The organism is Maribacter sp. 2-571 (genome assembly GCF_050589625.1).
Taxonomy (GTDB): Bacteria; Bacteroidota; Bacteroidia; order Flavobacteriales; family Flavobacteriaceae; genus Pelagihabitans.
The window spans coordinates 221662-247929 of sequence record NZ_JBNGOP010000004.1 but is presented as its reverse complement, the minus strand read 5'-3'; the positions used below and the strand labels follow the sequence as shown (position 1 = coordinate 247929).

Genomic DNA, 26268 nt, shown 5'->3' with positions numbered 1-26268 from the left:
TGATTGGAGTTTAAAAACCGGAAAATGCCGTAACAATGTATTTACCCCGCCCTATTTAGCCGTTGAAGTTTGACTGTCGAACAGATATACCAAACTGGCCATGGCTGCTGCTCCCAATTCGAGCTCTCGTTTGTTAATGTGTTCAAAAGTATCGTTTTCGGCATGGTGGTGGTCAAAATACCGCTGCGAATCCGGACGAAGTCCTGCCAAAACGATACCCTCTTGTTTTAAGGGGTTGATATCGGCACCTCCGTACCCTTTTTCAAAAATGTGTAGCAAATACGGTTCAAACAGGCCTTTCCAGTTCTGTATTTTTTTCAGATCCGCATCGGAACAATCGAAAGTGAAACCTCTTGGGGTAAAGCCTCCCGAATCGCTCTCCAGGGCAAACACATGTTTTTCTCCTTTGTCCTTAGCAACTGCAGCATATTCGTTACCGCCCCGCAAACCGTTTTCCTCGTTCATGAACAACACCGCACGAATGGTGTGCCGTGGTCGGTATCCGGTCTTTTTCAAGAGGCGCAATACCTCCATACTCTGCACACAACCGGCTCCATCGTCATGGGAACCGTCCCCAAGGTCCCACGAATCCAAATGCCCGCCAACGACCATCACTTTCTCGGGGTGGACACTTCCGGTTATTTCCCCAATGACATTGAACGAATCGACATCTTCCAGTTGCTTGCAATTTTGACGGAAATAAAAATTGATATTCGGTTTTAACTTCAATGTAGTACTCAAAAATTGCGCGCCATTGGTACTTATGGCCGCAGCGGGAATCCGGTCTTTTACGGGAGTATCCCCGTAGCCCATGGATCCCGTGTGTGGAAAATCGTCCATACGAAGGTTCATCGAACGCACGATAACGCCTACTGCTCCGTGCTTGGCCGCTGCTTCGGCTCCCGAATACCGCTGATCCACACAACCCGAATATGCGCTAAACGTATTGATCAAAGTCGGTTCCATGGGCCTGTTAAAAAACACGATTTTCCCTTCCACCTTGTCCTTGCCAAGTTGTTCCAGTTCTTCAATGCCCTGTACCTCGACCACATTTGCCTTAAGACCGCCCGCCGGGGTTGCCACTGAACCTCCCAGAGCGCAGATGGGCAGATTGGTCGTTATTCCTGGGTCGGTTTCTAAATAGGCGAACTCGGGATTTCCCCGTACCCATTTCGGAACTTTTACCGGCTGCAGCCAAACCTTGTCCAGGCCAAGTGAATCCATCTGTTTTTTAGTGTAGGTCACCGCCAATTCGGCCTCAACGGATCCTGACAAACGACCACCGATCTGATTGGAGAGGTGACCAAGCCATTGGTAGGCCTTACCCTCCGTCAGTGCGGCATCAAAAAGCATTTTCAACTGTTTTTCATCTTCCGTCTGGGCCTTGGCCATTCCGAACCAACCTACGACCAGCAATAAAACGATTCCTTTATTCATCTTTTTAAAATTTTGTAGTCCGCTGGAAATGAAGAAACTAAAAATTTCTGCAAATTCAGTAATTCGCATAAACTTATTTTAATCATCTCGGTAGGGTATGCTTAAAAAAGTTTATGCTCGTTTCATAACGCTTCTTTTTCCAACTGTTTTTTATATGCTTCCAGGTTTGCCTGTATTTTAGGGTCTAAACTTGGTTCCTTAATATCGGAATATTCCCGCAACTTTTTTGAAAGGATCTCGGCAAAAATGACTCTTGCCGCTTTTTTATTATCCGCCGGTAACACATACCAGGGGGCGTGCGGCTTGGAGGTGTTGTTGATCGCTTCCTGATAACATTCCTGATACCTGTCCCACAACTGCCGTTCTTTTAGGTCGCCGGGCGAAAACTTCCAGTTTTTCTCCTTTAATTCCAATCTTCTTAAAAGCCGTTTTCGCTGTTCCTCTTTGGATAGGTTTAGAAAAAATTTAATAATAATCGTTCCGTTTTCGGCCAAATGTTTTTCAAAGGCATTGATTTGTTCAAAACGGCGGTCCCAGAACGACTGATCCACGTCCGCTACCTTTTCGATACCGGGCAGGTGTTCTCCAATCAGATATTCGGGGTGCACCCGGGTGACCAAAACGTTTTCATAATGGGTACGGTTAAAAACCCCGAACTTCCCTTTGGCAGGCAACGCAATGTAGTGCCGCCAAAGAAAATCGTGCCCAAGTTCCAAAGCCGTGGGTACCTTAAAACTGTGCACCGTAATACCGCGAACGTTAAAGTCTTTAAAGACCTCCCGTATCAAGCTGTCCTTCCCGGCGGTATCCATACCCTGTATACAAATGAGTACACTGTATTTTCCATGTGCATAAAGGGTATTCTGAAAATCCCCCAAGGGCTCACGGATTTTTTCCAGTAGCTTTTTCAACGCTTTATCGGACATCCCCAAATCGGTATGGGTGGGCATATTGGACAACTGTATCCCCTCTTTTACGCGATAGGCTCCCGTTTCTATTTTATCCATACTGAAATATAGAATTTTTTACTCGTTGAGCGGTACAAATTGTTAAAAAAAACAGTAGTTCAACAATCTTTGTAAACGCTTCATCCAAAAAAACGAAAGGGGGATGTCATGCGTCGAAAAAAATAGCCATCCAAGTCTTTTCTAGTTAAATTCGCAATACGCCAAACCTATTGTATCGAAAGTAAAATACTGTCATGAAAGAGCTGTACCCGCTTAGTTGCGCTCTTCTTTTATTATTGATGACCTCGTTAAAACCTAACGATGCTTGCGAGTACGCGCAATCGAATATCCATTTTATTAAGACACAAACGGAAAAAGCGCTTTCCAAGGAAGATATCAATCTTACCCGCTATCATGCCTATAAGGCACTGAATGCAATCGAAAAATCAAAACAACATATGAAGGAATGTGGTTGCGACCATGCGACGGTAGGCATGGAGGAAAGCAACCATTTGCTCAAAGAAGCTACTAAAGTAGAAAGTATCTCCGACTCAAAAAACCTTTTGAAACGCTCGCTGCTCAACACGGAGGAAAGTCTTGGTGCCATCGTCGCGCATGCCGCAGATAGAAAAACGCCTTTTCCTAATGTAGCTAAAGACAGTTTAAGATCGCGACACGTAGATGTGGCAGAAGCAAAACGAATCGAGCAGCCTTCGGAGGAACTTAAAAAGAACATTGATCGTGCATTGGAAAAATATCGGGTGAGTTTGGACGAAGTGGTGATTACCGTCGATTGTAAAGCGGCCCGGGAATTCGCGCAAGAAATTTATGAGGAATGTGAAGAGGAACTGTTACAGCCCAACCTCTCCGAAGGGCGAAAATACTACAACCTTAAAACTAAAAAAATAACCGCCGCAGCATTGTCCCAAATCGGTGAATGCGAATACTGATCGATTCCTATTTACGGGTACCACGTTTACGGTGCTACTTTTGTATGACGGTCCGAACACTGCCCGTTACCTATTTGCTCGCAAACAGTTTTACATCGGCTTCAGTTACTTCCGTTCCGCCCAATATTATCAACCGTTCCACTACATTGCGCAGTTCCCGAATGTTACCGGTCCAATCGTAACCCTGCAACAATTTTACGGCACCGGAAGAAAAACGCTTGTCCGGAATACCTTGTTCGGAAGTAATCTTTTTTGAGAAGTGGCCGATCAGCAGCGGAATATCGTTCCTTCGATCGTTGAGCGCGGGTACTTTGATCAAAATTACGGCCAGCCTATGGTAGAGGTCTTCCCGAAATTTTCCGTCCTCAATTTCCTTTTTAAGGTTTTTATTGGTGGCTGCGAGGACCCGTACGTTTACCTTAATATCCTTATCGGAACCCACCCTACTGATCTTACTTTCCTGCAATGCCCGAAGCACCTTTGCTTGGGCCGAAAGGCTCATGTCGCCGATCTCATCTAAAAAAATGGTTCCTTTATTGGCCGCTTCAAATTTTCCGGCACGATCTTTTACCGCAGAGGTAAAGGCGCCTTTTACATGGCCAAAAAGTTCACTTTCGATAAGCTCGGACGGTATTGCGGCGCAATTGACCTCTATAAACGGTGCCCCGCTCCTTGCACTTTTTTCATGCAACCAATGAGCTACCAGTTCTTTTCCGGTTCCGTTGGAACCGGTAATCAGCACCCGTGCATCGGTCGGTGCCACTTTTTCGATCATGTCCTTAATAGCGGTAATTTCATCGCTATCCCCGATCATTTCATAATTCTTACTTACCTTTTTCTTTAAGATCTTATTTTCGACCACCAATTCCTTTCGATCCAGGGCATTTCGGACCGTGGTCAACAAGCGATTTAAATCGGGCGGTTTTGAAATGTAGTCAAACGCCCCGGCACGCATGGTATTTACGGCAGTGTCCAAATCTCCGTGACCCGAAATCATGATGAACGGGATTTCCGGTTTTATTTTTTTTGCGGCCTCCAACACTTCTACACCGTCCATCTTTGGCATCTTAATATCACAGAGTACCAAATCATAGTCATTGTTCTTGATGGTTTCCAAACCTTTGAGACCGTCTTCGGCTTCCTCCACCGTGTATGCGTCGTTCTCCTCGGAAAGTATTTTTACCAATACCCTTCGAATTGCCGCCTCATCCTCTATAACCAGTATTTTTGACATGTTGCCCTTTTTAAAAAATTGCTATTTTAAATCCTGTCCGAAGATAAAAATTTCCTTCGTCATTCAGGGTAAACGCCCTATTCCTATTTCCGTCCCTGATCAGTCCTTCCTGTATGATAGAATAGCCAGCAAGGGCATACAATGAAATCATCTTGTTGAATTTATACTGATAGCCTACCGCCCCCACTAGGGCGGATAGGGAAATGGAAGCACCCACTATATCGTCCGGCAATGCGATTTCGTTTTGAATGTTGACAAAATAACCGTCGAGAAACAGAACGGACTGAAACTCATGGGTATCGTTCAGGTGGTATTTGAAATCCATTCGGGGAATTCCCAAAGTATAGGACCATTTCGGGTGAAACCGTTTGTTGTAATTGATTACGGGAAGTGGGTAGGGCAAACCGGTGGCACTGTTAAAACTCAATCCTAAAATCAAGCGTTCCGGTTTTTCCTTGGATGCCATGTCCTTCCAAAAAAGTAAGGAACCGTTGATCAAAAAATCGTTGTTATCGATACCACGCTCAAAATTAGAAGCCAGACGGGGGGTCAATATGGTGACCATACGCCAATCGGGATGTATCTTACAGATATAGCCCAAATTTAAATCGACAATATGTAAACGTTCCAAGGTTTGCACTTCAAAAGGCAGGGCAACATCGAACTCGAACTCGTATCGATTGTATTCCATTCCCGTTACCAAATACCGTTCTTCCCCTAATTTGACAGGAACGTTTACAGCGGCACGATAACGGTTGGTACGTATCCCAAATTGGTTTTCGGGTATTACCGTATACTCCAACCGAAACAGATCGGTCGTCTGCCCCTGTAAGGAACAGAACGAAACAAAAAAAAGAAACAAAACGGTCATGGACCGCTGTAGCGACGGTATAATCATGAACTGGGTTTCTGCTGAAATAGGTGTACATCTCTTTGGGGGAACGGAATAACAATATGGTTTTCCCGAAATTTAGCTTCGATGCGATACCGCATCGCACTCTTTATTTTTGGACCACCGAAACTGTCATTGATATAAAACTGTAACGAAAATAGCAATGCGGAGTCCCCAAAATCCTCGAAGAGCACAAAGGGTTTCGGGCTGTTCAGTACCCCTTGCTGTTCTTGGGCCACCTCTTCTAAAATTGTAGTGACCAAGGTGACATCACTGCCATAGGCCACACCGACCATTACGGCCTCCCGGGTAGTCTTATGGTTTTGGGTATAGTTGTAAATGGTTTCGCTAATGAACTTATGGTTGGGAATGATGATTACCTTATCATCACGGGTAATCGCCCTAGTGGTCCGAAGTTTTATTTCGAACACCCGCCCTACCTTATCGTCAACTTCTATTATATCCCCTACGTGCAACGATTTGTCCAATATGATAAAAACACCCGCAATAACATCTTGAAAAAGTTCTTGCAATGCAAGTCCCAAACCGACAAACAGGGCCGCCGAAGCGGTAATCAAAATGGTAATATCGATACCTGCCGCACTTACGGTAAGCAACACCACAATGATGTACACCACATATTTGATGAACTTGAAGATACTGATGAACTTCAATTTGTCATCGGGTTCCATTTTCCGCACAAAAAGATTACGGAGCCATTTTAACACAAAACTTGTGGAAATAAAGGCGATGGAAAGTAACAGCAAAAGCCCTATAGTAATGTTGATGGAATTATCGCCCTCTCCCAAATGTAAGCCAATATCCAAAAACTGTTTTACCGATTCCCAAACGTCCTCTTTCAACGTATCCTCAACAACGGTATCTTTTTCCTGCATCAATATCGCAACCATTTGAACAGTTCTTTATAACTGGGCTTTTTCCCATACATTAAAATACCGACCCTATAAATTTTCGCGGCAAACCAAACAATTCCCATAAAAGTACCGATTAAAAGAAGAATGGAAGTAACCAACTGCCAAATCGGTACGCCGCCTTCGCCTATGCCCCAAGGCAAACGCATCATCATTACAATCGGGGAGGTAAGCGGAAAAATGGAAAACCCGACCGCGATCGGTCCGTGTGGATTGTTGAACACTGAAAAGAATCCTACGTATATGGCCAATACCAAAGGAATAATGATCGGAAAAATAAATTGTTGCGTGTCCGTTTCATTATCGACAGCTGCGCCAATAGCGGCATAAATGGAGCTGTAGATCAAATACCCCAAAACAAAATATACCAGAAAGAAGCCGACCAGGGTAAAAATGGGTATCTTAAAAATTTCCTGCGCATATAGCGCGAACATTTCATTGGTCGCCGGCATGGCGGTGGGCAATTGACCAGTGGCATCGGCAATCATAGTGGGACCGGTGCGCAATGTGGCCAAATCCATATCGAGCAGGGCCAACGCCAGTAGCAGCAGTATACTGGCCGAAATAATCCAAATAGTGAACTGGGTAATTCCCGCCAAAGAGGTGCCAATTATTTTACCCAACATGAGTTGAAAGGGTTTTACCGACGAAATAATGACCTCTATTATCCTACTGGTTTTCTCTTCGATCACACTCCGCATGACAAACCCGCCATAAATGATAATGAACATCATAATCAAATAACCAAAGGCCCCGCCAATGGCCGCTTTTATCTCATTAAAATGTTTTAAGTTCTGTTCTCCCGAAAAGGTGGCAATATTTACCTCGTAGCGGGAGTCCACCATGGCATAGTCTTTGGGACTGACCCCCATTTCCTGAAGTCGCCGCTGCCGTAGGCGTTCTTCAAAAACGGCTTCTATCTTTTCCAACACCAGGGTATTGGGCGTATTTTTTGAGAAAAAATATGACGCTTCCGCCACCGCTTCCAACGTCTTTTTTTGAGGGATATGCAGCAGTCCGGTGTATCCCATTTTTTCCGTAGAATCCTTGGCGGTCTCGATGTCCAAATCGAACAGACGCACATAGGATGTACTTTCCGTGGTATGAAAATCGGTAGAGAAATAATCACTTTCGTTCAAAATGGCGATAATCCGTTTTTCGCCGTCGTTGAGCTGTGCCAGGTAAGCGACCAACACTACCAGCCCTACCATTAAAATAGGGCTCAAAAAAGTCATTACCACAAACGATCTATTGCGGACCTTGGCCAGGTACTCCCGTTTGATGATCAACCGTAATTTACCCATTGTTCCCTTTTTCTTTTACGGTTCGTATAAAAATATCATTTGCGGAGGGAACGATTTCCTCAAAACGTTGTACCCTTCCTTTTTCGGAAAGTGCGGACAGCAAGGAGCGTGAATCGTCCGAGGGAAGTTGTACCGTAAAGCCCAGCTGCTTTTCTTCCTGATCGAACTCCGTTTGGGACAGTTTAAATTTTTCTTCCAATTCCCCGAGCACCGAAGTACCCCGTTCCGATACCATGGCCACCCGAAACGTATTATTCTTATATGCCTTTTTTATCTCCGAAAGCCTGCCATCGAGTATTTTTTCCGACCGGTGCAATAATGCGATATGCTCGCACAGTTCCTCTACGGACTCCATTCTGTGGGTGGAAAAAATAATGGAGGTCCCCTTCTCCTTTAAGGCCAAAATCTCATCTTTTATCAAGCTGGCGTTAATGGGGTCGAAACCGCTGAACGGTTCGTCAAAAATCAGCAGGCGCGGCTCGTGCAACACGGTAACCACGAACTGTATTTTTTGTGCCATTCCCTTTGATAGTTCCTGAACTTTTTTGTTCCACCAATCACCGATTTCCAGTCGTTCGAACCAATACAGCAACCGCTTTTTCGCTTCCCTTTTATCCAAACCCTTCAACTGGGCCAAATACAGCGCCTGCTCCCCTACCTTCATGCTTTTGTACAACCCCCTTTCCTCCGGCAAATAACCGATTTGCGTAATATGTTCCGGTCGTAAGGGTTCACCGTTGAACAGAAGAGCCCCCTGATCGGGATACGAAATTTGGTTGATGATACGGATAAGCGTGGTTTTACCGGCCCCATTGGGACCGAGCAGGCCATAAATGCAGTTTTCGGGTATTTCCAGGGAAACGCTATCGAGCGCGGTGTAGTTTCCAAATCGTTTGGTGACTTCCTTAGCTACCAAAATAGTGTTCATGCACGCAATTTTCCCAAAGATAGCTAAATGCCCCCAACAGTCATTTGCAAATGGCAACTTTAGCACCCATCATTTTTATTGGCGCTAGGGTACCATTTTATGCTCCAAAAAAAGACCATTCATACACCCGGTAGTATCGTGCTTCTTATGACGTATATTTCAACGAAAATATCCCAGAATCATAAAAAGCGGGGAATATGGTCCAACGATGTTGTCGGGGAAAATGTACCCGATGGAAGGGTTTTTCCATCAGGTTAAACGTTTGAGCAGGCCCTAAAAAACAAAACCCACCCTTAAATGAATAAGGATGGGAAAAAAATTGCTATGAAAAAGAAAATTAGTATTGGTCTCCCAATACTGTTTCAAATATACGTTTTTATTTTAAAAACGAAATTAAAATATGTTAAGAGAACATATCTTTTACCTTCTCAAAGAAGGATTTGTCCGATTTTTCGGGTTTTGGCTCAAAATTATCATTATCGCGCATTCGTTCAAAAAACTCTTTTTGTTCCTTGTTCAGCTCTTTTGGTGTCCAAACGTTAACGTGCACCAAAAGATCGCCGCTACCATAACCGTTCAAACTTGAGATACCTTTACCGCGAAGTCGTAAAATTTTCCCGGATTGTATACCCGGTTCCAATTTGATACGCACCTTACCACCAACGGCATCAATTTCCTTCGAACTTCCCAGAACCGCTTCCGATATGCTAATGTACAGATCGTAGTGAAGATTGTCCCCTTCCCGTTTTAGGGTGGCATGATCCTCGGTCTCTATGGCGACCAACAGGTCACCTGGCACTCCGTTGCCGGGGGCATCGTTTCCTTTTCCGCCGACCTTGAGCTGCATCCCTTCTTCCACACCCGCCGGAATTTTTATCGATACGGTTTCTTCTTGTACCCGTAAGCCTTGAGCATCGGCGTCGGCAGGTTTTTTGTCCAATAACTGTCCACTTCCCCCACAGGCGTTACAAGTAGCCGCGGTTTGCATTCTACCCAGAATGGTATTCGCTATTTTGGTTACCTGACCGCGACCCCCGCAGGTGCCACAGGTTTTATAGGTAACCCCATCGGCCTGAATTTTACGGCGGACCTTTACCTTTTTTTCTACCCCGTTGGCCACATCTTCCAGACTTAGCTTTACCCGAATACGCAGGTTACTGCCTTTGGCCCTTCTTTGACCGCCACCACCAAAACCTCCGAAACCGCTAAAGCCACCGCTACCGCCGAACGCACCACCGAAAATATCTCCAAATTGGCTGAAAATATCATCCATATTCATTCCGCCACCGCCAAAACCGCCTCCACCTTCAAAGGCGGCATGGCCGAATTGATCGTAACGGGCCTTTTTGTCGGCATCGCTCAACACCTCGTAAGCCTCCGCAGCTTTTTTGAACATTTCCTCGGCCTTGGGATCACCGGGGTTTTTATCCGGATGATATTGAATGGCTTTCTTTCGATAGGCCTTCTTTATCTCTGCGGTAGAAGCTCCTTTGGCAACTCCAAGTATGTCGTAATAGTCCTCTTTCATAGTATTTTAGTTTCCAACGACTACCTTCGGATGTCGAATAATTTTGTCGCCCAGGGAAAACCCTTTTTCGACCACATCGATGATCTTTCCTCTCATTTTTTTGGATGGGGCCGGTATTTGCGTAATCGCATCATGGACTTCCGCATCAAAAACATCTCCTTCCTTTACCGCTACTTCCTTTAACCCTTTGGATTTTAAGGTTTCCTTGAGTTTGTTTTGAATCAACCCTACTCCCTTGAACATTTCGGTGTCATCGGATTTGGAAAGCTCTTTTAGGGCACGGTCGAAATCGTCGAGTACGGGTAACAAGGATACCATTACTTCCTGACCCGCGGTACGAAAAAGTTCGATACGCTCCTTCGATGTACGTTTTTTATAGTTTTCAAATTCTGCAAAAAGACGAAGAAATTTTTCTTTTTCCTTGGCCAAATCCTCCCGCAGTCGATCTTCCTCAGAAATTTCTTCATCGGTCGTTGCTTCCGCATCTTCCGCCGCAGTAACTGTCTCGGTGTTTTCCGCTGCAACGGTTTCCTCGATACCTTCCGTTTTCTCTTTATCGCTCATGTGATACTCCTAAATTGATTTACAAATTACAGTTGTCAAAAGTACTGCCAATTCTTTAAAAATGTCAAAATGTCATCAATTATACCATTTCTGATGTTAAATTACGTAAATAAAAACCCGGGATTTTTTGGGTAGGCGAAAAAGAAAATTCAAGCATAGCAGTAGCTATGGTTAGATTTTATTTTGAAGCATACACGGAAAAGAACAATTTTTAACGGGTAATTTAACATCAGAAATGGTATTAAACCTTTATCGTACGGCCAATCTTTTTCTTTACAGAGTAGAAATGAAGCGGAATGCGTTCTTTATTGCGTTAACTCAGAAATAATGGGAGGTAGTAAAAAATGATGTCATTCACCTAAAGGAATAGAAAGTCTATGGTACGGAACAGTATTGTATTCGGAGCCTATGATTATGACAAAGCGATGAAAACCAACTTTAGAAAAAGGAACGGAGGTATTGGCTTGATGCAACCGATTTTGTAATGCCAAGCATCTGTACCTATTGTTAAGGTTATATCGCACAAAAATTAGGTGCTTACCGTTCAATAACCATGGAGCCTATACATAGCCGTTTTGGTACAGTACATCGTCGGTATCCTGCTCACCGGAACTGAGGTATAGGTGTTCCAGCGTTTTGCAAATGTTCTGATGGTGGTATACAAAACCCTCTTCCTCTATTTTTTTGGAACTCACCCGCTGGCTCGCAAAAAGGATATAGGACATTTCGCCCAATAGGGTTTTCATGGCGAACTCCGGTATATTGGGCAACAACAGCGGTTTTTCGAGTACCTTGGCAATTTCCTTTACCAATTTGGTATTGGTTACCGGGTTTGGCCCAACACCGTTATATACCCCCGACAAACCGTTTTCTACAACATACATAAAAAGGCGCGCCAAGTCCCGGATATGTATCCAAGACTGCCATTGATTACCGCTTCCAAAAGCTGCTCCAGCATAATACTTGACGGGCTTTGCCATTTCGGGAAGTGCTCCTCCCTTATCGCTCATTACCAGACCGATCCTTACTTTTGCCACGGGAAAATCGAAACCGGAAAAGGCATCTACCGCTTTCTCCCAATCGGCCACTACCTCTCCTAAAAAACTATCGTCAACACCAGGAAAATCTTCATCGTAATACTCGGTGAGCGAAGTAGGGTATATTCCAATTGCCGATGCGGATACAAAGGACGTGATTTCGGAAACATCTATTTCAGACATCGCACGGTGCAAGGTTTGAAGCGTATTGATGCGGCTTTCGCGTATTGTCTTTTTATATTCCGCTGTCCAACGTTTGGATATGCTGGCCCCAGCCAAGTTGATGACCGCTGTAACGCCTTCAAAACAATTGGCATCTATTTCACTGGTTGCCGGGTTCCAATAAAACCCACGATAAAGCGCTTCGTTTTCAAGTTTTTCCTTTCGGGTAGTCAGGTAATGCACCGTAATGTTCTGCTGCTTGCACAACTTCAACAATTCCCCTCCCACAAGTCCCGTTGCTCCGGTAATCAATACTTTCATATTGTAAAAGTATTGGTTTTACAGAGGACCCTCGGTAGGTTTAATTTCGATTTAACAGAGTTGTTTAAGCTTGGTAAGCAGGATATGGGCTATGTTTTAGGCAAATTGCGGATAATAGGGCTATTCTATTGGTTTTCTGGCCCTAAGCATTTCTCTTTTACCGGGAGGCCCCGGCAGGCGTTCCACCACAAATCCGACCGACTGCATTGCCCGGCGTACGCTACCCTTGGCGGAATAGGTAACAAGGATGCCTCCTTTTTTTAGGGCCCGGAACATCTGCCCGAAAATTTGTTCGGTCCATAGTTCGGGTTGCACTCTTGCCCCGAAGGCATCAAAATAAATAAGGTTAAACAAATTGGTTTCTGAAACGTCCTTAAAATACTTTTGTTGTTTGAGCAATAGAAACCGCTCTCCTATGGGCGTGGGCGTCTCCCATTTTGACGTATGCAGCTGTTCAAAAACCTTTTGCAAGTTTTGGCCTTCCAATTGGGATACATAACCCATTTGCCCCCACTCTTCCGGTACTACAGGATAAGCCTCCACGCCGGTATACCGTATGGACTTTGAAATTTTTTCCGCTTCCGAATAAGTAATCAGGGCGTTGAGTCCGGTACCAAAGCCTATTTCCAGGATGGCCACGTTTTCCGTCTCCAGCTCAAAAAGACCGTTCTTGATAAAAACATGGTACGCCTCCTGTATGGCCCCGTGTTTGGAGTGGTACTGTTCGTCCCATTCTTCGAGGTGAATGGTTTTCGATCCGTCGCCGGTAGTAATGATGCGCCTGTTCAAATCATTCCTTTACAAGTACACCATCGGCACGAAAACCGAAGGTTTTTTGCGGTTCTTGTATGGCCTCAATTTCCTTATCGGATTTTCCCGCATCCTTGGCATAGTGTCGTCGATTTTCCACGGAAAGCACATCCGTATAGGCAAGACCTTGTACCACAACTTCTTTTCCCGCAATATCCTTGGGAACGAAGAATGCGTAATCCTTGAAGCGCACCATAACGTTTTGTCCGTCCGCAAGTGCCACCTTCATCCAACATCCCTTCGCCTGGCAAACCTCCTGTACGGTCCCCTTGAACTTTACCGAAATCGAATCGTTTTGGGAAAGCCCCTGATAGCGTTCCAGCATTTCTGAATTGCCCAGACTGCCTTCCTCCGTGGTGGCTGCTCCAAAAATGGCCTGTTGAACCTGAATTGCGCTTTCGGTTTCGTCCTGTGGAACGTTCTCTTGCCCAAAGGCGGCGGTTACCGCCAAAAAAAGCACAAGCAAAATGTTAAATCTTTTCATATTCCCTAATAATGAGCGGTTGCATACAAAATTGGACATTTTTAGAGGAAAAACGAAAGGCTAAACCGTATATTTATTTAATTTTATTTCTTTAAAATATCATGCGCATGGAAACCACAACATTAAAGATCCCCGTAGAGCGAACAAAACAATCCAAGATCGATCAGGTCGATTTTGACAACTTGAACTTTGGTTCTGTCTTTACCGATCATATGCTGGTCTGTAATTTTCGAAATGGCGCATGGGAAATTCCAGAAATCATGCCCTATCAGGCGATAAGCTTGGAGCCCTCCGCAAAAATCTTTCATTATGGCCAGTCGATTTTTGAAGGGATGAAAGCCTATAAGGATGTTGATGAAAAAATTTGGCTGTTTCGACCGCTCGATAACTTTAAGCGATTGAACATCTCGGCCGACAGGATGGCCATTCCGGAATTGCCCGAGGAATATTTTATGGAGGGACTCAAACAACTGGTGCGTTTGGATTCGGAGTGGATTCCGCAGGCGGCCGGAAGTTCGCTATACATCCGACCTTTTATGTTCGCCTCCGGTAAAGGATTTCACGCCTCCCCTGCGGATGAGTATAAGTTCATTATTTGTCTGGCACCTTCCGGTTCCTATTTTTCGGGAAAGGTAAAAGTACTTATCGAGGAAACGTATTCCAGGGCCGCCAATGGCGGTGTCGGATATGCCAAGGCAGGTGGAAATTATGCGGGACAGTTTTACCCAACCCAGCTCGCCGTAAAAAAAGGGTATAACCAAGTCATCTGGACGGACGACAACTCCCACGAATATATTGAAGAGGCCGGTGCGATGAACATTTTTGCACGCATCGGGGACACCTTGATCACCGCTCCGACCAGCGACCGTATTTTAGATGGTATCACCAGAAAAAGCATATTGGAAATTGCCGAAGATGAGGGCATCCGTACCGAAGTACGAAAGCTAAGTGTCACCGAAATTGTTTCCGCGGCCAAAGATGGCTCGTTAAAAGAACTTTTTGGAGCGGGCACGGCGGCCGTAATTTCCCCTATCGCCGGTTTTGGATACAAGAAAGTAGATTATGAACTGCCCGAAATTACCGATAGTTTTGCGGCATTGTTCAAAAAACGAATTACGGATATTCAATACAATCGCTCCGCCGACAAATTCGGTTGGCGTTATGAGGTGAAGTAACGGTTGGGCTTTTCATCATACAGCAGTTAACCAGTGTTTGCCTCCCGCTAGACATATCGTTAAGTTTTAGGCCCCGAAACATCGGGGCCTAAAATTTTGTGGATATCATTAAATACTTAAACTACGCCCAAAGCCCATATTGTTTCACGGGAGGTTTTGTTATGTTTCGTTTTTACTCTTCAATCCAATTAGGTCTATAGTAATTTATGTAATCAACTGTTACTCTATATACCTTTTCAAAATCAACAGAAAGTGAATCTTTATAAATTCCGCTATAAGAGGGCGCATAGCCTTTTCCCCGATTTTTTGTATGAATTATGTCATCTCGCATTTTTTTAATCCCCTTTATAGATTCATACTTCTCCTTTTTGTCCATTACAAAAGACCGCTTGAAAATATCCGGAATTATTATTTCAGTTTTATCATTGAATTTTACGTAGCGTTGAATTTTCTCCTTATCAAACGATTTCCTTTTACTTCTGAAAGTATATTCATCCGGTATTTGCCCATTATTAAATGCTTCCAATGCCGTAAACAAGCTCGTTATAAATATCGATTGCCTTGGAAAGAATTTTATGAAAACATCAGCGGTCTGCGCGTAGTTTTTTACTCCTGCCAATTCTAAGAGTTGTTCTTTCAGTTCTATTATTTCGCTCAATAGATTTTTTGCAGAAGTAAGATATAAAATTGTAGGGTCTAATTCAGGTATAACTATTGGTTCTCCATTATGTATATGCGCGAAGGCTTGAATAACCTTTTTATCTTCTGTGAATATCCAAGGTTTGGGATGCTTGTTATAATCAATTTTTTTGACAGCACCTTTTCCCTCAGGGTCCAAATCTCTGTAGTCCCAGTCAATCTCAATTTTATTAATAAATTTATTTTTCAGTACTATTTTTTTTAAATGAATGACAGTTAAGAAATACTAAACCCAAAGAGCCCCTAAAGCCCTTCTCTTACTTCTCCAAAATACTATTGATGTCGGGTCTAAAATAGTTCGGGCCCTTCAATACCTTACCATCTTCGCGATATATCGGATTCCCGTCGGCGCCGAGCTTGCTCATATTACTCCGTTGTATTTCTTCAAAAACGTCGTCAATCTTATGCTGCATACCATGCTCGATGATGGTACCGCACAAAATATACAGCATATCACCAAGAGCATCGGCTACCTCCACCATATCGTTATTGGCCGCCGCTTCCAAGTATTCCTTATTCTCCTCGTCCATCAGGTTAAACCGTAATCGGTTCTTCTCCGTTCCCAAATCCGCTCGAAGGGTTTCGGAAACCCCGAGTCCGAAAGCGGTATGAAATTCCTTTACCGCCTGTATTTTATCTTTCATGTTGTGGTAATTATAGTTAAACCATTTTAGCGCCGAAAGCGACTTTTGATGCGCGACCCTAGTACACCCTACGTTCCTTTAGGCAAAAACAGGTCGATAAAGAGATCGTTCCCCTAAATCGCATGTAATACCATTTCTGGTGTTAAATTACCCATTAAAAATTGTTCTTTTCCGCGTATGCTTCAAAATAAAATCTAACCATAGCTATTGCTATGCTTGGATTTTCTTTTTCGCCAACCCAAAAAATCCCTGGTTTTTATTTGCGTAATTTAACACCAGAAATGGTATAAAGAGTACAAAGTTCGGGACACTTCACTAATTTTGCTTAAAAATAAGGAATATGTTCAGCACTGGGCAATTGATTTTTGCGCTATTGTTTGTAGTCGTTTTTGCAGTTATTATCGTTTCTACCTATCGAAAAGACAAAAAGTTGCATCGGAAAAACTATAAAGGTGTTAAATGGGTGGGTATTTTCTTTGTTATTTTCATAATCAGCCTGTTCGTGATTAAGTTTTTCATTAAAAATTAACAGAAAGCTTACGCTTACCACAAAAATCCCCCTTTTCACAACAATATGCTGATTTCTAGCGTATATCATAACAATTAACGTAATTTTGCGTTATTCATCTTACAAACGGGGTAAACATGATGACATTTTTTAGCATACTTTTCATTTTAATCGGGGCGAACGCTGTTTTTATGTTTTTTAGTTTGAACGGAGTTTCAGAAAAAGCTGGAAAAACCAAAAAGGAAGTTTCCAAGAAATCCGATTCTAAAATCTACCCGATCAACTTAACTTCCTCCAAGTACAAAAAAGCGGTTTAGTTTTATATCTTTAAAAACCAAAAGACGCCATTGGCAGGCGTTCCACAAATACAGTTTTGGTTTAAACCCTTATAATGAAGCCGGTATTACTTATATTTTTAGGAGGGGGCGTTGGGAGCGTGCTCCGCTATGTTATCGGTAAGGCCTTCAACAACTATTTCGAACATTTTTTTCTGGGAACTTTTTTGGTCAACGGCGTCGGTTGTTTACTTATTGGTCTGATTATGGGACTATCCCTCAAAAACGGTTTGCTCTCCAGTAACCAGCTTTTGATTTTGGTCACCGGCTTTTGTGGTGGCTTTACTACCTTTTCAACTTATGCCCTGGAAGGCCATTCCTTACTTCGTTCCGGGGATCTTTGGTCCTCCGCCCTATACCTGTTCGCCAGTTTGGGTGTCGGTATACTTGCTGTCGCCCTAGGCCTATGGTCTGCCAAATTGTTATAAAAATAACTTTTGGAAACGTATTTCTTATTTTTTTACACATAACCTAACCACAGCCCCTGTACTTTGCCAATACTTCAAAAAATGAGGGCATTTCCTCGGATTTTTTAGCGTTTTGTCATTTCGCGATGTTAAGTAATCGTTAATATTATAATTTTTAGGGTGTTAAAATATGACACCCCTAAAATGAAGGGGGTATTATTGAAATAAATATAAAAATGATTTCACTTACCCCTAAAAAGCAAGGGCAATTGTTTTTTTAAGATATATTTACCCCGTAAACATAAAATGATACAAATGAAAAAAATCGAGGCAATCATTAGAAAATCCAAGTTTGATGACGTCAAGAAAGCGCTTCATCAGATTGAGGTTAACTTCTTCAGTTATTGGGACGTTACGGGCGTTGGCAACGAAAAACAAGGACACGTATATCGCGGTATCTCTTATAGTACTTCCGACATACAGCGCCGATTTCTATCCATTGTAGTTTCCGACGAGTTTTTGGAAAAAACGGTAAATGCCATTTTAGAATCGGCATATACGGGCAATGTTGGCGATGGTAAGGTATTCGTATCCGATGTGATCGATGCATACCGTATCCGTACAAAAGAAAACGGACACGCCGGAATCAACTAAAAAAATAAACCAACAAACGATATTATAGATTATGGACGCAGGATTATTTACAGCTAACAATGTTTGGATGATGTTATGTACCGCTTTGGTATTTTTCATGCATACCGGTTTTGCTTTTTTGGAAATCGGATTGACCAGACAAAAAAATACGATCAATATTTTATTTAAGAACATCTTTATCATTACCGGTGGGCTTTTACTCTACTACGCTTTCGGATTTAATTTAATGTATCCCGGATTCGAAGATGGCGATGCCGGCTTTTTAAAATTTGCCGGTTTCGGAATTGGAGCCCCTGAGGGAGGTATGACTCCCGGATATGCCGATGGTGGTTACACTTGGTGGACCGACTTTTTGTTCCAAGGCATGTTTGCGGCAACTGCGGCAACAATTGTTTCCGGAGCCGTGGCAGAACGAATTAAAATTGCCTCCTTTATGGTGTTTGTACTATTTTATGTAGGATTAGTGTATCCTATAGTAGGCGCATGGAAATGGGGAGGTGGATTCCTCGATTCTTGGGGATTTTATGATTTTGCAGGATCTACATTGGTCCATTCCGTTGGCGGATGGGCGGCACTGGTTGCTATTGCATTACTGGGCTCAAGAATAGGAAAGTTCGGGGATGATGGAAAACCAAAAGCAATTCCAGGCCATAGCATTCCGCTTGCCACTGCCGGGGTATTGATCCTTTGGTTGGGTTGGTTCGGCTTTAATGGTGGTTCCGTACTTTCCGCAGATCCGGAATTAACTTCTTTGGTATTGGTTACTACTAGTTTGGCCGCTGCCGCTGGTGGTTTTGGGGCCTTTATCCTTTCTACTATCCTATACAAAAATCTAGATTTGACCATGTTCTTAAATGGAATATTGGGAGGTTTGGTAGGTATAACCGCGGGCGCTGACCTCATGTCTCCAAACGAAGCAGTTGTCATTGGCTTCATTGCCGGAATCATCATTGTGCTAGGGGTTGCACTTATAGACAAACTAAAGTTGGACGATCCGGTAGGAGCGGTTACGGTACACCTTATCTGTGGTATTTGGGGTACGTTGGCCGTCGGTATCTTTGGGAGCAAAGCTGGAGGAGAACAATTTTTAGTACAGTTGTACGGCGTATTGATCGTAGGTGCGTTTTGTATAATTACCTCCTTGATTATTTTGGGAGCGTTAAAAGCGATCTCTGGAATCCGCGTTTCCAAAGAAGAGGAAATCGAAGGCCTCGACCTTCACGAACACGGTATGGATGCCTATCCCGATTTCACGAACGATTAACGTTACATATCACATACGGAGCGTTTTTCAGAACGCTCCGTTATATCACCTTACTATAAAACAAAAATCACATTTAAAATTGGCGTCCTTTAACACAGACCAAAGGACGTTCTAAACCTATTGAAAACATGAAGACGAATACAACTTTATTAAGGAATATTTTTGCGCTTGTATTTTTGGTATGTGCCACCACTTTTTCCTTTGCACAGGACGAAGAGGAAACGGACACCAAGAAGTTTACCCTAAGCGGTAGTATCGATGCCTATTATAAAACGAACCTCAACGCTCCCAACGATGCGTTGGTGGCCCCGCAAACATCTTTTGCGAACCTGGATGGTTTTGCATTGGGTATGGCCAACGTTATCGCCTCTTATGAAACCGGAAAAGTAGGTGCCGTCGCGGATCTTGTATTCGGTCCAAGGGGAACCGATGCCATTTTTAATTCCCCACAATATTCGGCTACCGGAAACATTGTGAACCAATTGTACGCCTACTGGAACGTAAGCGATAAAGTAACCTTGACCATTGGTAACTTCAATACCTTTTTAGGCTATGAAGTAATTTCCCCGACCGGAAACTTTAACTACAGTACCTCACACTTGTTTACCAACGGTCCGTTCTCCCATACCGGTATTAAGGCCGACTTTGCATTATCCGACGATTTCAGTTTGATGTTGGCGGTAATGAACCCAACGGATTTGACCGAGTTCAACTCATCGGACGGAAAGTACGCTTTTGGCGCCCAATTAGGATACTCAGGTCAGTACTTGAACCTATTGGCGGATGATGGCGGACTTGGTTTTGAGGTAGATTACACCGGTGGTTTTGACCTTTCCGAAAAGTTTTTCCTCGGACTTAACGGTGCGTATCAAAGCAACTCTTTTGAGGTTGATGGTACCGAAGATGAAATTACCGAAGGTTTTTACGGTGTTGCCATTTACCCTCAGTTGACCACTTCCGATAGTTTTGCCATCGGACTTCGTGGAGAGTACTTTGGAGGACATACCGATGTGGATGATGTTGATACCGCTAGCGTTTTCTCCGCTACGTTAACCGGAAGCTATACCGTTGATAATTTAACGATCAAACCAGAAATCAGATTGGATTCCTGGTCTAACAACGAGCCTTTTATCGATAGTGACGGAGCTCCACAGGACAATTTATCCGTCTTCTACCTAGCGGCAATATATGCATTTTAATAGCAAAAGGTAGCAGCAGCTTTATTTATAGTATATAAAAATCCCGGTCTTTCGACCGGGATTTTTTATTGCCCTTTAAATGCCCTTACCCCTGCCCTAACGGGCAGATCCACATGATTTTTTGCTGGCACCAGGGGGCAGGAGTACTTTTTGTTATAAGCGCAATAGGGATTATAGGCCCTATTAAAATCCAAAACGATCACATCCCCTTCCGGTATACGAAGGTCCAAATAGCGACCACCGCCATAGGTAAGCTCCCCATTGGTAATATCGGTAAAAGGTAGAAACAAATAGTCGGCATACCCTTCCTCTTGCATCAGCGCTTCGTTTTGATACACCTCCAATTCAAAAGCTTTTCCTTTTAATTGAAAACGCACGATACCGTACACCCGCTCTTTGGAGGTACGTTCCGTAGTGGTAGGCATTAAAAAAGGGATGGACTCTGGAGTACGTTCCAAACGCGCCCTTATCTGATACGTGGTATCTGCCTCAAAAAAGTCCAAGGACTCAAAATCCTTTCGATAACGATCCGGTAAGGGTGAGGTTTCCGGGTTTTTGAACTCTTCGTTCATATCATCTTGAAACGCTCGAATCGCCGCCAAAGCCCCTATCGAATCCGTCACCGATACGGACCGTGGCTCATCATGATACTTTTTTTCTCCCTTACAGGAGAATACCATAGCACCGATCAAAAAGAGAGATATAACACGCATTTTCAACAGATAAAGGGATAAAAGTACGATTTAACCCGGTTTATACCGCGTTTTTCATTTTACAAAAGGTTGTACCTTTCCCATATAAAAGCACAAAATGAGACAGCTACTGGTTTTTCTTATCGTTTTCACCTTTTGCTCGGCATGCCAAGAAAGCGCATCAAAACAACCTTCAATTACCACCGCACATCGCAACTTGCCACAACTGGACGCCAACAACTACAATGTTGCCTTTCTGATCATGGACGGCACGTTCAATACCGAATTTACTGCACCTTTCGATATTTTTCAGCATACCCGATATCGAAAAAATATTAAGGCTATGAATACGTTCACGGTGGCCAACACCCTGGAACCGGTCACCACCTTTGAAGGGGTTCGTGTGTTGCCGGACTTTGATTATACCAAAGACTCTCTGCCCCATATCGATATTTTGGTCGTGCCGAGTGCGGAACACCATTTGGATACCGATCTGGAGGATACCCGCTTGTTGGATTTTGTGAAAAAAGTATCGGAAAAAGCTACTTATGTTACCAGCCATTGCGATGGTGCCTTTGTTCTGGCCAAGGCCGGACTTTTAAATGAGGTTACCTCAACGACATTTCCCAGCGATATTGAAAAATACCGGACCATGTTTCCACAACTAAAGGTTAAGGACAGTGTGCTTTTCGTGCATGACGGTAAATACATTACCTCCGCCGGAGGTGCAAAAAGTTTTGAGGCGGCACTATACCTCTGCGAAACCCTGTATGGGAAAGAAATAGCCCGATCTTTGGCAAAGGGGCTGGTCATCGACTGGGATCTGGACCAAGTACCCCATATTACACCGCTTTAACTTTGAAATGGCAGGTACAGAAAAGAATTATTTTTTAGTGCTATTTCAAAGTTAAAGTGGTATTACTCTTCAATAGGCTCGTAACGCGATGCCTTAAGATACTTTTCTATCAAGGCATTGTACTCCGGTGAAATTCGTAAAATGGCCGTATGCTCCAAACTGTACAGCGCATCCACATCCGTATAGCCGGCTTTCAACAGTTCCTCTAAATAGAACAGGGCGGTGCCGTCATCGTCGATCAAGGCACTGTTGGAAATTACCTTAAGATAGTTTTCATACTCCTTGGGAGCGGTAATAGTCTTTAACATCCATAGAAAATTGAGGGCCTCCAGATCTACCGGGGACTGGGCATAGATCAAATCGATGTTATCGGCGACCAAGGCGTTCACATATCCCTTCAAACGCTGTCCCATTTGCATTGTGAACACATTCGTGCTTTTCTCGTACTTCTCCAGTTCTTCCATTTGATAGGTCCACCAGCCTAAATTATTGTAGTTATAGGTGCGAATGTCTTCTTCCAGATAGTAATCAAAATCATCTTTTAAAAAGGACTCTTTAAAAAGGGCGTTGCTCTTACTACGGTTCTGCAAGCGATACCCCTTGCCTTTGCGAACGGTTTTAGCACTTGCCAAAAGGGAGTCGATTGAACGGTGCGGAGTATAGATTTCGATCATTTCCTGCATCCAATCGTACGCCAACAGTTGTTTTTGTTTTCCCATGGCAACGTTCACCATCTGAAGACTTTGTTGGTAACTATCATCAACAAACACCTTGTTTTCCGCAACATCCTTTTTGGCCATGGACGATAATGTGGCGATTTCCAAAGCCTTTACGAGTAATTCAGATGGAGGCCACTGTTCCCCTCCTTCGAAAACCAGCAATTGATTTTCAAAACTTTTGCGGTTCAATTCTTTTTCGACAAACAGCATTTCGGGGTAGTTGAAATCGGAGGTACCCACAATACCGATGAAGTGTAACGGCTTTCTGCGGTTTAACAAGGCGGTGTTCGGAACGGGTGCCCCGCAGGAAATTACCCCCCTAATTTCTTTGACAAAAGTCGGCACCGTGCCCGCAAAGCGACCGCCACTGGCAAAACCGGCCGTATATACCCGGCGTTTATCCACTGGTAAAAGGGCTGCAATACTTGATAACAATCGACCGGTGACCAAAATGTTTTGAGTGATGCTCAGCGTATCTGAAATATTATTGGATGCCGCTACCAAATACCCATTTTTTTCGGCCGCTTCCCGAAACACTTTTACCGCCCGCTTTGCCCTTCCCTTCAAATCAAAAACAACCACGATCGGCCAGGTTTTGGTCGTATCAAAATCGGTCGGCACGTATAAAGCGTAACTTTCGGAAAGCGAATCCTTGACAACTATGGAATCGGTAATCTTACCTCTCTTTAAGTAGAGGTCTTGGGCGGAGGCATAAAAAACGACCCCAAAGGTGAGTACGAGTAAAAAGTATTTCATGCTATATGGTGTTCAACACTGTTATGGCCATAGCGATCTTAAGGCTACCATAAATGGATATGCTGAAAATATCAAAAACAAGGCCAAACCTAGTATTTGTTAAAATTACTTTTTTTTGATTTGTTTTAAGGCCTCGTTAAGAAAAGCTTGGGTGTTATACCAATTTAACTTTAAAATGGTACTACTCACCAATAGCCCCGATTTCGACACCTTCGGAGTATGCAATTTTAACGTTATGACGGTGGAAGGCGTTTTTAATGGCCGAATTGGCATTAAATGTTACCTCCCAAAAATCGTCTGGAAGCACATAGGGACGAACGATCAAGGTAATGTTGTGCGAATCAAAATCCAAGATTCCCACCTCCGGCTCCGGATTCGGTAGTATTTTAGCGACCGGTTTTAAGGCATTCTGTATTACCTCTTGTACTCTTGGAAAACTGTCTTCATAGGGCATGGTCACTTCAAGCTCTAATCGGATCATTCCTTTTTCAGAATAATTGGTTACCACCGAATCGGTGATCATTGAATTGGGTATGATCAATATCTTGTTCCCGGGAGTCAAAACGTCGGTGCTGAAAATACCGATTTCCTCTACCCTCCCGAACTTGTCCTCCACCTGTATCCAATCGCCCACTTTATATGGCTTCAATGTTAAAATAAGGATCCCAGAGGCGAAATTGCCAAGACTTCCCTGTAACGCCATGCCGATGGCAAAACCGGCAGCTGCAAGAATAGCGAACAATCCGGTAAGGTCCGCACCCAGTACCGAAGCGATGATGAACAGTACCGTACCCTTTAACAATACACTTACGGTCGAGGAAATAAAAGGCCTGAGGGTTTCCGAAAAACCCGTCCGTTTCAATGCCGTCCGTACTAATGAGACCAGTTTTTTGACAATCTTGAACCCGATCCAAAAAATGACTCCCGCAAGAAGTATCTTCGGAAGATAAAACACTGCTTTATCAATCGCTATTTGAAGGTAGCTGTCGAGTTTTTCCCATTCCATAGGTTAAATTAAACGATTTAATACCTTTCCTACAAGTTTAACATCGTTTTTATAGACCAAAACAAATACAAGGATACCGCTATCAAATTACGGCTCCCCCGAAAATCGATAACTCCGGAATTTGTGGCTGTCCCCGAACCCGTAGGAACCCGTTTTATCAAAAGGTGAGCGAAGTATAAGCGAATGCCCCTAGCGGATTTATCGGGCTTCGTTTTCAGTTGCCGATCTTATCGCTTTTCCATAGCGCTCCAGTTCCCTAGCTACGGTCGGCAACAATATAAGAAGGCCGATCATATTGGGAACCAACATGGCAAAGATCATGGCATCCGCAAAATCGATAACGGCTCCCAAACTTGCCGCTGCACCGATCACCACAAAACAGCAAAAGATGATCTTATAGGTGTACTCCATTCGTTTTCCCCTACCGAAAAGGAACGACCACGCTTGATATCCATAATACGACCAAGAAATCATGGATGAGAATGCAAAAAGAATCACTGCGAACGAAAGAAGGTAGGGAAACCAAGAGATGCCACTTTCTAAGGCGTTGGAAGTAAGTACCACTCCTTGGGCATCGGACAGTTGTTCACCAATGATCAATTGGTCCGTAACGATCAATACCAGAGCGGTCATCGTACACACGACCACCGTATCGATAAACGGTTCCAAAAGCGCTACCAGACCTTCACTGGCGGCATACCGTGTTTTTACCGCCGAGTGGGCTATGGAGGCAGAACCGATTCCGGCCTCGTTCGAAAAAGCCGCCCTTTTACATCCTTGAACAAGTACTCCCATAAAACCACCCGCAACTCCCTGGGGATCGAAAGCCCCTTCTACAATGGATACGATGGCACGGGGTACCGCCGTATGGTTGATGCACAAAACCGTAATGACCGCCAAAACGTACAACACTACCATTGCGGGCACGATCTTATCGGTGACCTTCGCTATTTTTTGTATTCCCCCGATAATCACCACACCTACCAGAACGGCCATCAGCACACCAAAAACCCATCCTTTCCCCGCAATAAAACTATCGGCACCCCCCGTTACATAGGCAAACAACTGAAAGGCCTGATTTACCTGAAACATATTGCCCCCGCCAAAAGAACCGCCGACGCACATCAGCGCAAAAAGAACCGCCAACGCCTTACCGAACCTTGGAAATCCTTTTTCCAAAAGTCCCTGGTGCAAATAATACATGGGCCCACCGAACACCTTTCCCGTGGAATCGATTTCGCGATAGCGCACGCCCAGGGTACATTCCACAAATTTCGAAGCCATACCCAGAAAGCCGATGAGTATCATCCAAAACGTGGCGCCGGGGCCACCAATAGACAAGGCTATGGCCACACCGGCAATATTTCCAAGACCCACCGTGGCCGAAAGTGCCGCGGTCAATGCTTGAAAATGGGATACCTCGCCTTCTTTCGCTTCCGTTGCGTGTTCCGGTTTCGTCCCATTCGTTCCCCTTGGTGCCGTTTCCTTTTCGGGAAAAGAAGCCTCTAAATGATCGTAACGGCCCCTTACAATGCGTATAGCGGTGAAAAAACCACGGAAGTTGATGCCTTTAAAGTAGATGGTAAAATAGCTTGCGCCCAAGACCAATACGATCAATACCCACGGAATACCTACCCCTTCGCTTATCGGAATTTCCGCCAAAATTGCATCCACAAACCACCCCGTAGCCGATCGGAACCACTCGTTTATGGACTGGTCAAAGGATACTTGTGCGGTAAAACCCCGTCGATAGGGAAGTTGAAAAAAGTGAAAACCCATAGTGCCTTTCTTATGTGATACCAATTGCGGATTAAAACGGGCCAT

General features: G+C 43.9%; 25 protein-coding genes. 7 read left to right on the top strand and 18 right to left on the bottom strand.

Annotated elements, in window-relative coordinates:
• Positions 1-51 precede the first annotated feature (51 nt).
• Together ACRD7P_RS05030 and ACRD7P_RS05025 are read right to left on the bottom strand one after the other, a co-directional pair.
• Positions 52-1437: a M28 family peptidase gene (locus ACRD7P_RS05030; RefSeq protein WP_430906440.1), complete on the bottom strand. Its 1386-nt coding sequence runs from the start codon at positions 1435-1437 to the stop codon at positions 52-54.
• 122 nt (positions 1438-1559) lie between these two features.
• On the bottom strand, positions 1560-2444 hold the full coding sequence (locus ACRD7P_RS05025; protein WP_430906418.1) for a PPK2 family polyphosphate kinase: 885 nt from the start codon (positions 2442-2444) through the stop codon (positions 1560-1562).
• Between the two features lie 194 nt (positions 2445-2638).
• Between ACRD7P_RS05025 and ACRD7P_RS05020 the strand changes: the two genes are divergently transcribed.
• Positions 2639-3334, top strand: coding sequence for a hypothetical protein (locus tag ACRD7P_RS05020; RefSeq protein WP_430906417.1), 696 nt, complete (start codon positions 2639-2641; stop codon positions 3332-3334).
• A 70-nt stretch (positions 3335-3404) separates the two neighbouring features.
• Here ACRD7P_RS05020 and ACRD7P_RS05015 read toward each other — a convergent pair whose 3' ends face one another.
• From ACRD7P_RS05015 to ACRD7P_RS04970, 10 genes are all read right to left on the bottom strand, one after another.
• Positions 3405-4568, bottom strand: coding sequence for a sigma-54-dependent transcriptional regulator (locus ACRD7P_RS05015; RefSeq protein WP_430906416.1), 1164 nt, complete (start codon positions 4566-4568; stop codon positions 3405-3407).
• Positions 4569-4578: 10 nt separating this feature from the next.
• Positions 4579-5466 (bottom strand): DUF6268 family outer membrane beta-barrel protein, encoded by an 888-nt coding sequence (locus ACRD7P_RS05010; protein ID WP_430906415.1) that lies wholly within the window; start codon positions 5464-5466, stop codon positions 4579-4581.
• Positions 5463-6371 carry a mechanosensitive ion channel family protein gene (locus ACRD7P_RS05005; protein WP_430906414.1) on the bottom strand — a complete coding sequence of 303 codons (909 nt, stop codon included), beginning with the start codon at positions 6369-6371 and terminating at the stop codon, positions 5463-5465. Before ACRD7P_RS05005 ends, ACRD7P_RS05010 begins: the two co-directional genes overlap by 4 nt.
• Positions 6356-7696, bottom strand: a complete 1341-nt coding sequence (locus ACRD7P_RS05000) for an ABC transporter permease (RefSeq protein ID WP_430906413.1) — start codon at positions 7694-7696, stop codon at positions 6356-6358. Before ACRD7P_RS05000 ends, ACRD7P_RS05005 begins: the two co-directional genes overlap by 16 nt.
• On the bottom strand, positions 7689-8624 hold the full coding sequence (locus tag ACRD7P_RS04995; protein ID WP_430906412.1) for an ABC transporter ATP-binding protein: 936 nt from the start codon (positions 8622-8624) through the stop codon (positions 7689-7691). The genes ACRD7P_RS05000 and ACRD7P_RS04995 overlap by 8 nt, the downstream gene beginning before the upstream one ends.
• A gap of 403 nt (positions 8625-9027) precedes the next feature.
• Complete coding sequence (gene dnaJ, locus ACRD7P_RS04990; RefSeq protein ID WP_430906411.1) at positions 9028-10152, bottom strand: molecular chaperone DnaJ; 1125 nt, start codon at positions 10150-10152, stop codon at positions 9028-9030.
• Between the two features lie 6 nt (positions 10153-10158).
• Complete coding sequence (locus ACRD7P_RS04985) at positions 10159-10716, bottom strand: nucleotide exchange factor GrpE (protein WP_430906410.1); 558 nt, start codon at positions 10714-10716, stop codon at positions 10159-10161.
• Between the two features lie 560 nt (positions 10717-11276).
• Entirely contained in the window at positions 11277-12236 is a 960-nt protein-coding gene (locus tag ACRD7P_RS04980; protein WP_430906409.1) for a TIGR01777 family oxidoreductase, read from the bottom strand.
• Positions 12237-12356: 120 nt separating this feature from the next.
• Positions 12357-13025, bottom strand: a complete 669-nt coding sequence (gene mnmD, locus ACRD7P_RS04975) for a tRNA (5-methylaminomethyl-2-thiouridine)(34)-methyltransferase MnmD (protein ID WP_430906408.1) — start codon at positions 13023-13025, stop codon at positions 12357-12359.
• A gap of 1 nt (position 13026) precedes the next feature.
• Complete coding sequence (locus ACRD7P_RS04970) at positions 13027-13530, bottom strand: DUF4920 domain-containing protein (RefSeq protein WP_430906407.1); 504 nt, start codon at positions 13528-13530, stop codon at positions 13027-13029.
• Positions 13531-13637: 107 nt separating this feature from the next.
• Between ACRD7P_RS04970 and ACRD7P_RS04965 the strand changes: the two genes are divergently transcribed.
• Positions 13638-14705: a branched-chain amino acid aminotransferase gene (locus ACRD7P_RS04965; protein WP_430906406.1), complete on the top strand. Its 1068-nt coding sequence runs from the start codon at positions 13638-13640 to the stop codon at positions 14703-14705.
• 172 nt (positions 14706-14877) lie between these two features.
• On the opposite strand, the gene ACRD7P_RS04960 is transcribed toward ACRD7P_RS04965, so the two are convergent.
• A complete protein-coding gene (locus ACRD7P_RS04960) occupies positions 14878-15543 on the bottom strand; it encodes a hypothetical protein (protein WP_430906405.1) in 666 nt (221 codons plus the stop codon).
• Between the two features lie 118 nt (positions 15544-15661).
• The gene (locus ACRD7P_RS04955) at positions 15662-16048 is read right to left on the bottom strand and encodes a hypothetical protein (RefSeq protein WP_430906404.1); all 387 of its coding nucleotides are present in this window, start codon (positions 16046-16048) and stop codon (positions 15662-15664) included.
• An 899-nt stretch (positions 16049-16947) separates the two neighbouring features.
• Here ACRD7P_RS04955 and crcB point away from each other — a divergent pair.
• From crcB to ACRD7P_RS04935, 4 genes are all read left to right on the top strand, one after another.
• Positions 16948-17319 (top strand): fluoride efflux transporter CrcB, encoded by a 372-nt coding sequence (gene crcB, locus ACRD7P_RS04950; protein ID WP_430906403.1) that lies wholly within the window; start codon positions 16948-16950, stop codon positions 17317-17319.
• Positions 17320-17613: 294 nt separating this feature from the next.
• On the top strand, positions 17614-17952 hold the full coding sequence (locus ACRD7P_RS04945; RefSeq protein ID WP_430906402.1) for a P-II family nitrogen regulator: 339 nt from the start codon (positions 17614-17616) through the stop codon (positions 17950-17952).
• A gap of 31 nt (positions 17953-17983) precedes the next feature.
• Complete coding sequence (locus ACRD7P_RS04940) at positions 17984-19216, top strand: ammonium transporter (protein ID WP_430906401.1); 1233 nt, start codon at positions 17984-17986, stop codon at positions 19214-19216.
• A 128-nt stretch (positions 19217-19344) separates the two neighbouring features.
• Positions 19345-20415 carry an outer membrane beta-barrel protein gene (locus tag ACRD7P_RS04935; protein ID WP_430906400.1) on the top strand — a complete coding sequence of 357 codons (1071 nt, stop codon included), beginning with the start codon at positions 19345-19347 and terminating at the stop codon, positions 20413-20415.
• A gap of 65 nt (positions 20416-20480) precedes the next feature.
• Here ACRD7P_RS04935 and ACRD7P_RS04930 read toward each other — a convergent pair whose 3' ends face one another.
• A complete protein-coding gene (locus tag ACRD7P_RS04930; RefSeq protein ID WP_430906399.1) occupies positions 20481-21128 on the bottom strand; it encodes a DUF1684 domain-containing protein in 648 nt (215 codons plus the stop codon).
• A gap of 97 nt (positions 21129-21225) precedes the next feature.
• On the opposite strand from ACRD7P_RS04930, the gene ACRD7P_RS04925 reads away from it, so the two are divergent.
• Positions 21226-21963, top strand: a complete 738-nt coding sequence (locus ACRD7P_RS04925) for a DJ-1/PfpI family protein (RefSeq protein WP_430906398.1) — start codon at positions 21226-21228, stop codon at positions 21961-21963.
• Between the two features lie 62 nt (positions 21964-22025).
• Here ACRD7P_RS04925 and ACRD7P_RS04920 read toward each other — a convergent pair whose 3' ends face one another.
• The 3 genes from ACRD7P_RS04920 to ACRD7P_RS04910 form a co-directional block, all read right to left on the bottom strand.
• Positions 22026-23438: an alpha/beta hydrolase gene (locus tag ACRD7P_RS04920; protein WP_430906397.1), complete on the bottom strand. Its 1413-nt coding sequence runs from the start codon at positions 23436-23438 to the stop codon at positions 22026-22028.
• A 181-nt stretch (positions 23439-23619) separates the two neighbouring features.
• Positions 23620-24444, bottom strand: a complete 825-nt coding sequence (locus ACRD7P_RS04915) for a mechanosensitive ion channel family protein (protein WP_430906396.1) — start codon at positions 24442-24444, stop codon at positions 23620-23622.
• A 198-nt stretch (positions 24445-24642) separates the two neighbouring features.
• Positions 24643-26223 (bottom strand): alanine/glycine:cation symporter family protein, encoded by a 1581-nt coding sequence (locus ACRD7P_RS04910; protein ID WP_430906395.1) that lies wholly within the window; start codon positions 26221-26223, stop codon positions 24643-24645.
• Between the last annotated feature and the right edge of the window lie 45 nt (positions 26224-26268).

Bases quoted from the DNA above. Each gene is read 5' to 3' on its own strand.
- ACRD7P_RS04940 (WP_430906401.1), top strand. From the start codon at position 17,984: ATGGACGCAGGATTATTTACAGCTAACAATGTTTGGATGATGTTATGT.
- ACRD7P_RS04930 (WP_430906399.1), bottom strand. From the start codon at position 21,128: ATGCGTGTTATATCTCTCTTTTTGATCGGTGCTATGGTATTCTCCTGT.
- ACRD7P_RS05020 (WP_430906417.1), top strand. From the start codon at position 2,639: ATGAAAGAGCTGTACCCGCTTAGTTGCGCTCTTCTTTTATTATTGATG.
- crcB (WP_430906403.1), top strand. From the start codon at position 16,948: ATGAAGCCGGTATTACTTATATTTTTAGGAGGGGGCGTTGGGAGCGTG.
- dnaJ (WP_430906411.1), bottom strand. From the start codon at position 10,152: ATGAAAGAGGACTATTACGACATACTTGGAGTTGCCAAAGGAGCTTCT.
- ACRD7P_RS04945 (WP_430906402.1), top strand. From the start codon at position 17,614: ATGAAAAAAATCGAGGCAATCATTAGAAAATCCAAGTTTGATGACGTC.
- ACRD7P_RS04935 (WP_430906400.1), top strand. From the start codon at position 19,345: ATGAAGACGAATACAACTTTATTAAGGAATATTTTTGCGCTTGTATTT.
- ACRD7P_RS05015 (WP_430906416.1), bottom strand. From the start codon at position 4,568: ATGTCAAAAATACTGGTTATAGAGGATGAGGCGGCAATTCGAAGGGTA.
- ACRD7P_RS04910 (WP_430906395.1), bottom strand. From the start codon at position 26,223: ATGGGTTTTCACTTTTTTCAACTTCCCTATCGACGGGGTTTTACCGCA.
- ACRD7P_RS04920 (WP_430906397.1), bottom strand. From the start codon at position 23,438: ATGAAATACTTTTTACTCGTACTCACCTTTGGGGTCGTTTTTTATGCC.
- ACRD7P_RS05030 (WP_430906440.1), bottom strand. From the start codon at position 1,437: ATGAATAAAGGAATCGTTTTATTGCTGGTCGTAGGTTGGTTCGGAATG.
- ACRD7P_RS04980 (WP_430906409.1), bottom strand. From the start codon at position 12,236: ATGAAAGTATTGATTACCGGAGCAACGGGACTTGTGGGAGGGGAATTG.
- ACRD7P_RS05000 (WP_430906413.1), bottom strand. From the start codon at position 7,696: ATGGGTAAATTACGGTTGATCATCAAACGGGAGTACCTGGCCAAGGTC.
- ACRD7P_RS04925 (WP_430906398.1), top strand. From the start codon at position 21,226: ATGAGACAGCTACTGGTTTTTCTTATCGTTTTCACCTTTTGCTCGGCA.
- ACRD7P_RS04970 (WP_430906407.1), bottom strand. From the start codon at position 13,530: ATGAAAAGATTTAACATTTTGCTTGTGCTTTTTTTGGCGGTAACCGCC.
- ACRD7P_RS05010 (WP_430906415.1), bottom strand. From the start codon at position 5,466: ATGATTATACCGTCGCTACAGCGGTCCATGACCGTTTTGTTTCTTTTT.
- ACRD7P_RS04955 (WP_430906404.1), bottom strand. From the start codon at position 16,048: ATGAAAGATAAAATACAGGCGGTAAAGGAATTTCATACCGCTTTCGGA.
- ACRD7P_RS04915 (WP_430906396.1), bottom strand. From the start codon at position 24,444: ATGGAATGGGAAAAACTCGACAGCTACCTTCAAATAGCGATTGATAAA.
- ACRD7P_RS05005 (WP_430906414.1), bottom strand. From the start codon at position 6,371: ATGGTTGCGATATTGATGCAGGAAAAAGATACCGTTGTTGAGGATACG.
- ACRD7P_RS04995 (WP_430906412.1), bottom strand. From the start codon at position 8,624: ATGAACACTATTTTGGTAGCTAAGGAAGTCACCAAACGATTTGGAAAC.
- ACRD7P_RS04965 (WP_430906406.1), top strand. From the start codon at position 13,638: ATGGAAACCACAACATTAAAGATCCCCGTAGAGCGAACAAAACAATCC.
- ACRD7P_RS05025 (WP_430906418.1), bottom strand. From the start codon at position 2,444: ATGGATAAAATAGAAACGGGAGCCTATCGCGTAAAAGAGGGGATACAG.
- ACRD7P_RS04985 (WP_430906410.1), bottom strand. From the start codon at position 10,716: ATGAGCGATAAAGAGAAAACGGAAGGTATCGAGGAAACCGTTGCAGCG.